We start from the raw sequence: 7,853 nt of genomic DNA on the forward strand, positions 1-7,853 counted from the left end.
GACGAACGGCTGGGCGGCGATGCCCGTCGGCAGCGCCGCCAGCACCCTCAGGTCGAGCTGGTTGCCCTCCTCGTCCCAGTTGAAGAGATACTCCCGTCCGCGCCCGGACTTGGCGTGCAGCAGTGCCTCGATCCGGGCCCGTGAGGTGGCCTCGCCGTCGGTGAAGTAGGCCGGGTAGCGGATGTGGAGCCGGGTGATGCGGCCCGCCTCGTCGAACTCGTAGCCGCTGAAGGCCTTGTCCCAGTCCCCGCCGTGGGCGAAGAGCGGACTCGGGTCCTCCGGGATGGAGAAGTACGGCACGAGGGCTTCGTAGAGGCAGGCGAGCCGTTTGGTCTCGGCTTCGCTCGGTCCGGCCTTCGCCGCGGTGCGGTCGCCTCCGTGCCAGGCCGCCGCCGCCATGAGGGTGATCAGGGCGAGGAGGGGACCGTAGGGGACGAGTGCGACCACGAGGACGCAGGCCGCTCCGAGGAACAGCGCGGGACCACGCTTGTCCTTGGGGGTCTGCGACCACCGGCGCCGCCCGGCCGCGGCCAGGATGCGCAGGCCGCGTCCGATGACGAGGAGCGGATGGAGGACGTCCGTGGCACTGTCGGCGGCCGTGCGAGCGAGGTCGCGGCCCCGGGCCAGCGACGTGGTGCCGCTGCTGAGGATGCGGGGAAGTGGGCGCCGGGCCACGGGCGTCTCCTGGAGTTGTGGGTGTGACGGTGTTCCTGGTGCTGCTGGTTGTCGCTGTGTGACGGTCGGGCTAGTGCTGTGATCCGGTGAACCTTTCCGGTCACAGCACCAGGTCGTGTCCGAGTCCCGCCTGCCCCGCGACGCCTGGCACCGCACCTCGCCGCGTTGTCGGGCGCCCGAGTACGTCCGGTACGCGAGCGCCCCTCCGCCTTGCGAGGCTTCCCCCCGGCCCTGCGGGCCTGGGGAGACCCCATGGCACCGGAGGCCGCGGGGCCCACCCTCCGGGCGGTCGGCGCCACTTCGCGGCCCCCGACCTAGAGCTTGATCCCGCCGAGCAGGCTCGCGAGGCTCGCCGTGCTCGCCGTGATGCTCGGGGCGATGGCGGAGCCGGCGAGGAAGAAACCGAAGAGCGAGCAGACGAACGCGTGCGACAGCTTCATCCCGTCCTTCTTGAAGAAGAGGAAGCAGATGATGCCGAGCAGGACCACGCCTGAGATGGACAGGACCATGAGGTTTTCTCCTGGTTGGTGGGGACAGTCACCATCAGTTCTTCCAGGCTCACAGGAAGTATCAATGCGACAAAAGGTGCATTCGGGTGAATCCAGGGGTTTTTCACTTGACCGGCTCAGCCTGGGTGGCGTGCCCGGCGCACGGTCTGTCGAGGGTGATCATTGCCTCGGCCCGACCCGGACATGTGCAGGCCAGGGCGCTACTCTGGCGATTCACCCGTACGGACGCAGCGCCGTGCACCCCCCTGCCCGCCCGGCCCCCGGCCGGGTCTTCGACGTCGTGACGGGCGGGCGGACCATGTCAGCAACGAGTGAAAGGCGGTACGAACCATGAGCGAGCACGCAGCGAAGGGCTCCGGTTCCCAGGGCGTCCCCGACGAGGACGTCATCGAGCTGGCCACCAAGATCTTCGACCTCGCCCGCCAGGGTGAGACCGAGACGCTCACCGCCTACCTGGACGCAGGGGTCCCGGCGAACCTCACCAACGACCGCGGCGACACCCTGGTCATGCTCGCCGCCTACCACGGCCACGCCGACGCCGTGTCGGCCCTGCTGGCCCGCGGCGCCGAGGCCGACCGCGCCAACGACCGCGGCCAGACCCCGCTCGCCGGCGCCGTCTTCAAGGGCGAGGAGGGAGTGATCCGCGCGCTGCTCGCCGGCGGGGCCGACCCGAAGGCCGGAACCCCCTCCGCCGTGGACACGGCGCGCATGTTCGCCAAGGCCGACCTGCTGGAACTTTTCGGAGCCGAGTAGTCCGGTTTTGCCTGGGATCTGGCGCGGCCCCGGCACATCCGGAGCTCACAGGTTGGTCACGGCGGCCATAAATGTGGTCGCGGTGCACAAACCGGCTGGGTCATCATGGCGTCGGATTCGATTCGCGAGCACGGGGGACGGGCAGAAGCGGGCAGGACACGAAGGGTGTGCCGGCCCGGCCCGGCCTCCATGGTCACGAAGCACCGACGAGAGTGAGAAGGCAATGGTCTACATCGAGCGGAACATGACGGCGGACGTCCTCACATGCTGTTACGCGGCCCTGTGAATCCCGATTCCCGGTTGCGTCCCCAGCTTGATTTGAGGCCATTCCCATGTTCGAACCAGTCATAGCGCCGAGCGGTACCCTGCTCGGGCTCCTCCAGCGCGGCCGCGGCGACGGCACGCTGCACGCACTCGCGGCACCCAGGGCGGAGGCCCTCGAGGCCCTCAACCAGTGCGTGCTCCGCGATCCGCGCCAGGACTGGCAGGTCGAGAACCGCTCGTTGTACTACGCCCGGCTGTACCTGGACCTCGCCGGTCCCCTGGGCGAGATCGACGCCCACCTCTTCAGCGCCGACGACCTCGTCGACGAGGAGGACCACCGCACAGGCCTCGCCCTGTCCGTCCTGGGCCACCTGGCCTCCTACGGCCGCGACGACGCGCTCATGCTGCTGCGCCGCTACGCCGCCTCCGGGGCGAACTGGGCCTGGGCACTCGACGAGCTGGCCCTGCGCGACGACGACGAAGGCCTGCGGTCCCTGGCCGCCGCCGTCCTCGCCCGTTTCCCCGCCACGGCGGAGGGCGAGGCGCGGCTGGCCGCCGCCGTCCGCGACGCCTACGAGCCCCGGCCGTGGCGCCTGTGGGAGGAGACCGCCCCGTACGGGGAGCGCCTGCGCGCCGCCCGTCAGCAGGGCTCCTTCGACCGCTGGCAGCGGCAGATGACCCCGGGCGGGCCCCGGCCCGGCTGGGGCGTCCAGGCCGTCTTCGACTGGGCCGCCGACGGGCTGCGCCGCGGTACCCCGCTGCACGTCCCCGCCGCCCGCTGCCTCGCCGCCGTGGCCCAGCCCGAGGACCGCTCCGCCATCCTCGCGGCCGCCGCCGGCGCCGACGGTGAGGCCGCCCGGGCCACCGCCCTGCACCACCTGGTCCTCGCCGAGCCGGACAACCCGGCCGTGCTGGACCTCATCGAAGCCGCCGCCGACGAGCCCGCCGTGGCCGCCTACGAGCGCATGTGCGGCCCCGAGGCCGTCGAACGGGCCCGACGCTGGGTCCACCGCCCCGACGCGCTCGGCGAGGCCGCCGCGGCCATCCTGGCCGCCCGCGGCGGAGCCGAGGACGCGGGCCTGGTGCTGGGCGCCCTGCGCTCCACCGTGCGCGGTGCGGGCCCGGACACCCGGCGCCTGTTCGCCCTCGTGGACGGGGCCGGCCGGCTCGCCATCGGCTGCGCGGCCCCCGTGCTGCGCCACATCTACCGCGAGACCGCCTCGTCCCACCTGCGCGGCCGGGCCGCACGGGCCCTGGCCAGCACCGACCCCTCCTTCGCGGCGGGCTTCGCCGTCGAATGCCTGTGGGACTGCGAGGAGACCACCCGCGAGGTGGCCGCCCACCACGCCGAGACGGCCGACGCCCGCGTGGCGCCCCGGCTGCGCCGCCTGGCCGCCGATCCGGCCGAGGAGGAGGACGTCCAGTCGGCCGTCCGCAGCCGCATCGCCCCGGAGTCCGCCGTGTAACCCCACCGGCCCGCACCGCGACGCACCCCGGCCCGGCCCGTCCTCGGGGAGCCGGGCCGCGTGCGTGCCGGGGCGCCGGAAGGCGCTGCCGGAAGGAAGCCGGAAGGCGCTGCCGGACGCCGGGAAGAGCCGTGTCCTCGCACGCCGTGTCCGGTCCGCGCCGACCGAAGCCGCCCCGGACGGTTCACCGGGCCCGCACGAACCTGACCGGGATCCCCGGCCGGGCCTGCGCCGCCGCGTCCAGGGCCGGGCCCGGCGGCACCACACCGACCACCGGGTAGCCGCCCGTCACCGGATGATCGGCCAGGAACACCACCGGCAGCCCGTCCGGCGGCACCTGTACCGCGCCCAGCACCATGCCCTCGCTCGGCAGCTCGCCCGCCCGGGCGCGGACCAGCGCGGGCCCCGCCTCCGTCCGGAGCCCGATCCGGTTCGACACGGCCGACACCCGGAACGCCGCCACCCACAGCCCGGCCAGCGAAGCTTCCGTGAACCAGTCCGCCCGCGGCCCGAGCCGCAGCGGGAGCAGCAGCTCCGAAGGCGGCCCGGGCAGGCCGCAGGCATCCGCCCCGGGAGCCGGATCCGGGCCCGGCGCGCCCACCGGCAGCAGCATCCCGGCCGCCAGGACCGGCGGCCCCAGCCCGGACAGCAGGTCCGTGGAGCGACTGCCCAGGACCGGCGGGCCGCCCAGGCCTCCTCGCACCGCGACGTAGCCGCGCACTCCCGACTCCGCCCGGCCCACCTCCAGCTCCGCCCCTGCCGGCAGCCGGACCGGCGCTCCCCAGGCCACCGGGCGACCGGAGATCCGTACCGGACAGGGCGCGCCGGTGACGGCCACGGTGGTCGCAGCCAGGGCCCGCAGCCCGACCCCGTCCAGGGTCGTCTCCAGCGCCGCCGCGCCCGGCGCGTTGCCGACCAGCCGGTTGGCCAGCGCGTACGCCGCCGTGTCGAGCGCTCCCGAGCGCGGGACCCCCAGGTGCGCGTACCCGGGGCGGCCCCGGTCCTGGACCGTGGTCAGCGCCCCCGGCCGCAACACGAGCAGCCCCGGCAGCCTCGGCAGCCCCTCAGCCACGGCCGTTCTCCTCCGTGAACCGGACCCGGACCCCGGGCGCGAACAGCGCCGCCGGTTCCCGCCGCGGGTCCCACAGCACCGCGTCCGTGGAGCCGATCAGCCGCCAGCCGCCGGGGGAGGACCGCGGGTACACCCCCGCGTACTCCCCGGCCAGCGCCAGCGAGCCCGCCGGGACGGCCGTACGGGGCGACTCGCGCCGGGGGACGTGGAACCGCTCCGGCAGCCCCGTCAGATAGCCGAAGCCCGGCGCGAAACCGCAGAAGGCCACCCGGAAGTCGGCGGCGCCGACGATGCCCGGGACCTCCCGCGGGGCCACCCCCCACAGCCGGGCCACCTCCACCAGGTCGGGGCCGTCGTACCGCACCGGGACGGTGACCTGAGGCCCCTGCGTCGGCGCGAGCGGCGGCACCTCCCACCGCGCGATCCGGGCACCGAGCGCGGCCGGATCCCGCACGCCGTCCAGCAGCACGGTCCGCGCGGCGGGCACCAGATCCCGTACGGGACCCAGCTCGCCCGCGTCCCGGCGGCGCAGCAGCTCGGCGTGGAGCGCGGCGACCTCTTCCGCCGAGTCCAGCTCGACCAGCAGCGCCGCGCCGCCCACCACGAGGGTCCTCACGCGAAGGCCTCCACCCGGACCCCGGCCGCGCCCAGCGCCTCCCGGACCAGGCGGGCGAGCCCGGCCGCGCCCGGCGTGTCCCCGTGCAGGCACAGCGAGCGCGCGGCCACCCGGACCGGCGACCCGTCGGCCGCCGTCACCGCCCCCTCGGCCGCCATCCGGACGGCCCGCGCCACGACCGCGTCCGGATCGTGCAGCACGGCATCCGGTTCGCCGCGCGGGACCAGCGTCCCGGCCGGCGTGTAGGCGCGGTCGGCGAAGGCCTCCGGTACGGGAGCCAGCCCGGCCTCCGAGGCGGCGGCGAGCAGCAGCGACCCGGGCAGGCCCAGTACCGGCAGGCCCCCGGTGGCACCGGAGCCTGCCGCCAGCCGGACGCCCGCCACCACGGCTGCGGCCTGGCCGGCGTCGTGCACGGTGCGGTTGTAGAGCGCGCCGTGCGGTTTCACGTAGGACACCCGGGAGCCGGCCGCCCGCGCGAACACCTCCAGCGCCCCGATCTGGTAGGCCACCTCGTCGGCGAGCTCGCCGGGCGGCACGTCCATGGAGCGCCGCCCGAAGCCGGCCAGATCGCGGTAGGACACCTGCGCGCCGATCCGTACGCCCCGCTCCGCGGCCAGCTCGCAGACCCGCCGCATGATGGACGGGTCACCGGCGTGGAAGCCGCAGGCCACGTTGGCGCTCGTGACGACCGAGAGGAGCGCCTCGTCCTCGGTGAGCGTCCAGCGCCCGAAGCCCTCGCCGAGGTCGGCGTTGAGGTCGATCACAGCAGCGGATGCGATCATGGAATCCATGGGCTGAGCGTAGAGCAGGCGGCCGACGGTGACACCGGGTGCGGAGCGGGCGGACGGCTAGGGGACGATCCGGCCGAACCATGCCGTTTGGGATGTTGTCAGTAACAGGACCTAGTCTTTGTCCGTGACTCTCCCTGCCCCGGCGAAGACCCTTCCGTCCCCGGCGCCGGGCCCGGCCGCCGACGAGGGCCTGGCCCGGCGGCTGCGCGCCCTCGCCTGCACCGCCCCGCTGCACGACCTCGACGTACGCAAGGCCAATCTGGCCGGCGAGTACGGGGTCTACGCGATGGCGGAGGTCGCGCTGGCCGCGATCGATCTGGTCACCCTCAACATGGACTTCGACACCGGCGCCGACCACGAGCAGATAGTGGCCAGGCTGCTGCCGCGCGTCGCGGCCCAGGCACCGTCCCGCCCGGCGGCCGAGCACGAGCGGGTGGCCCGCTGGGTGCTGGAGAACCTCATCAACGTCGGCAGCGTGGACCGCGGATTCCGCGCCATCTACGGAACCTTCGGCCCCGACGGCCTCTACGTGCGCCGGGACTACGACTTCAAGCTGATCGAAGAGGTCCCCGGCCACGGCGGCGTGGTCTACCTGCGCACCACCGACGAGGCCGTCAACGTCCTCGTCGGCGCCCTCGACACCGACGTCACCAGCGCCCAGATCGCCGCCGAGGTCAAGCTGGAGGTGCTGATCAGCCGCGGGCGGCTGGCCGACGCCCAGCTCGCCGCCGAGCAGGCCCGCTACCGGACCGTCCAGTACGCCGAGACCCTGCGCCGCACACTGGACGCGACGCGCCGCAACGTCCGGGCGGTGGACTGGCTGCAGGCCGTGCCGGACATGATCGCCGAAGCCCTGGACCACGTCGCCGACCGCTACCGGCACGAGAACGCGATCCTGACCAACATCCGCAAGGCGCGCGACGAGGCGGAGGAGCCGGAGAACAAGCGGCGCGCGGCCGAACTCGTCGACATCGTCAAGGACTGCATCCGCCGGCACACCCAGCTCCAGTCCCGGCTCCTGGACGCCGGCCCGCTGTTCCGCGCCGAACAGGACCGCCAGGCCTTCGCGGCCCCGGCGCCCCGCTCCGGCATCGACCTCTACGGCCAGCTCGTCGCTCCGCTCCTGCCGCTCCCCCTGGAGCAGGCGAGCCGGGTGACCGCAGCCTTCTTCGCCTCCGGCGCGGGGCTGCGCACCCCCGTCTCGGTACGGGTGGCCGACCTGGTCGAGATCCTGCTCACCCCGCCGGTGGAGCGCGAGCACCTCGGCGCGGAGATGCCCGAGCCGGACCTCATCGCCACCCCGGACGACAGCCGCTTCAGCGAGGAGCAGCTCGCCGCCGCGATGGAGCTCCTGGACCTCCCGCACGACGCCCCGCGCCGGCTGTCCGGACTCCTCGCGCAGGCCCGCCGCAGCGATCCGGAACTGCCCTACCTGGTGGCCCTGCTGGCCGTCCACGCGGCGAGCCCGGCCGTCGGCACGGCCTACCGGCAGGGTGAGGAGCGGCTGCTCTTCGCCGTGGACGACGGCACCCAGCTCGACGACCACGAGTTCGGCGGCGCCGACCTCATCGTCGGGACCGCCCTGCTGGACGCCGCGGGCATGGCGGCCGACCGCGCGGAGGCCTCGTGACCGCCACTGCCCTGGACGGGCTGCTGTGCCGGGCCATTTCAGCCTCGCCGGCGTTTGAGCAGGGGGCACCTCCCAGC

7 protein-coding genes and 1 pseudogene are annotated in these 7,853 nt (G+C 74.4%); 3 read left to right on the top strand and 5 right to left on the bottom strand.

Features of this window, described 5'->3' with window-relative positions; translation table 11 throughout:
* Positions 1-675: pseudogene (locus ACWGIU_RS22590) on the bottom strand (hypothetical protein); the annotation flags it as partial.
* A 314-nt stretch (positions 676-989) separates the two neighbouring features.
* Positions 990-1,184 carry a hypothetical protein gene (locus ACWGIU_RS22595; RefSeq protein WP_030706611.1) on the bottom strand — a complete coding sequence of 65 codons (195 nt, stop codon included), beginning with the start codon at positions 1,182-1,184 and terminating at the stop codon, positions 990-992.
* 330 nt (positions 1,185-1,514) lie between these two features.
* Here ACWGIU_RS22595 and ACWGIU_RS22600 point away from each other — a divergent pair, with 330 nt between their 5' ends.
* Entirely contained in the window at positions 1,515-1,937 is a 423-nt protein-coding gene (locus ACWGIU_RS22600; protein ID WP_453708462.1) for an ankyrin repeat domain-containing protein, read from the top strand.
* Between the two features lie 332 nt (positions 1,938-2,269).
* On the top strand, positions 2,270-3,667 hold the full coding sequence (locus tag ACWGIU_RS22605; RefSeq protein ID WP_453708464.1) for a HEAT repeat domain-containing protein: 1,398 nt from the start codon (positions 2,270-2,272) through the stop codon (positions 3,665-3,667).
* A gap of 184 nt (positions 3,668-3,851) precedes the next feature.
* Here the strand turns inward: ACWGIU_RS22605 and ACWGIU_RS22610 are convergent, their stop codons facing one another.
* Genes ACWGIU_RS22610 through ACWGIU_RS22620 form a run of 3 tightly spaced genes read right to left on the bottom strand, consistent with a single transcriptional unit; the run spans position 3,852 to position 6,119 of the window.
* On the bottom strand, positions 3,852-4,739 hold the full coding sequence (locus ACWGIU_RS22610; protein ID WP_453708465.1) for a 5-oxoprolinase subunit C family protein: 888 nt from the start codon (positions 4,737-4,739) through the stop codon (positions 3,852-3,854).
* On the bottom strand, positions 4,732-5,355 hold the full coding sequence (locus ACWGIU_RS22615; protein ID WP_453708467.1) for a 5-oxoprolinase subunit B family protein: 624 nt from the start codon (positions 5,353-5,355) through the stop codon (positions 4,732-4,734). The genes ACWGIU_RS22610 and ACWGIU_RS22615 overlap by 8 nt, the downstream gene beginning before the upstream one ends.
* A complete protein-coding gene (locus ACWGIU_RS22620; RefSeq protein WP_453708471.1) occupies positions 5,352-6,119 on the bottom strand; it encodes a LamB/YcsF family protein in 768 nt (255 codons plus the stop codon). The genes ACWGIU_RS22615 and ACWGIU_RS22620 overlap by 4 nt, the downstream gene beginning before the upstream one ends.
* Before the next feature lie 151 nt (positions 6,120-6,270).
* On the opposite strand from ACWGIU_RS22620, the gene ACWGIU_RS22625 reads away from it, so the two are divergent.
* A complete protein-coding gene (locus ACWGIU_RS22625; protein WP_453708469.1) occupies positions 6,271-7,776 on the top strand; it encodes a hypothetical protein in 1,506 nt (501 codons plus the stop codon).
* The last annotated feature ends 77 nt before the right edge of the window (positions 7,777-7,853 follow it).

It is taken from the genome of Streptomyces sp. NPDC054840 (genome assembly GCF_053611065.1).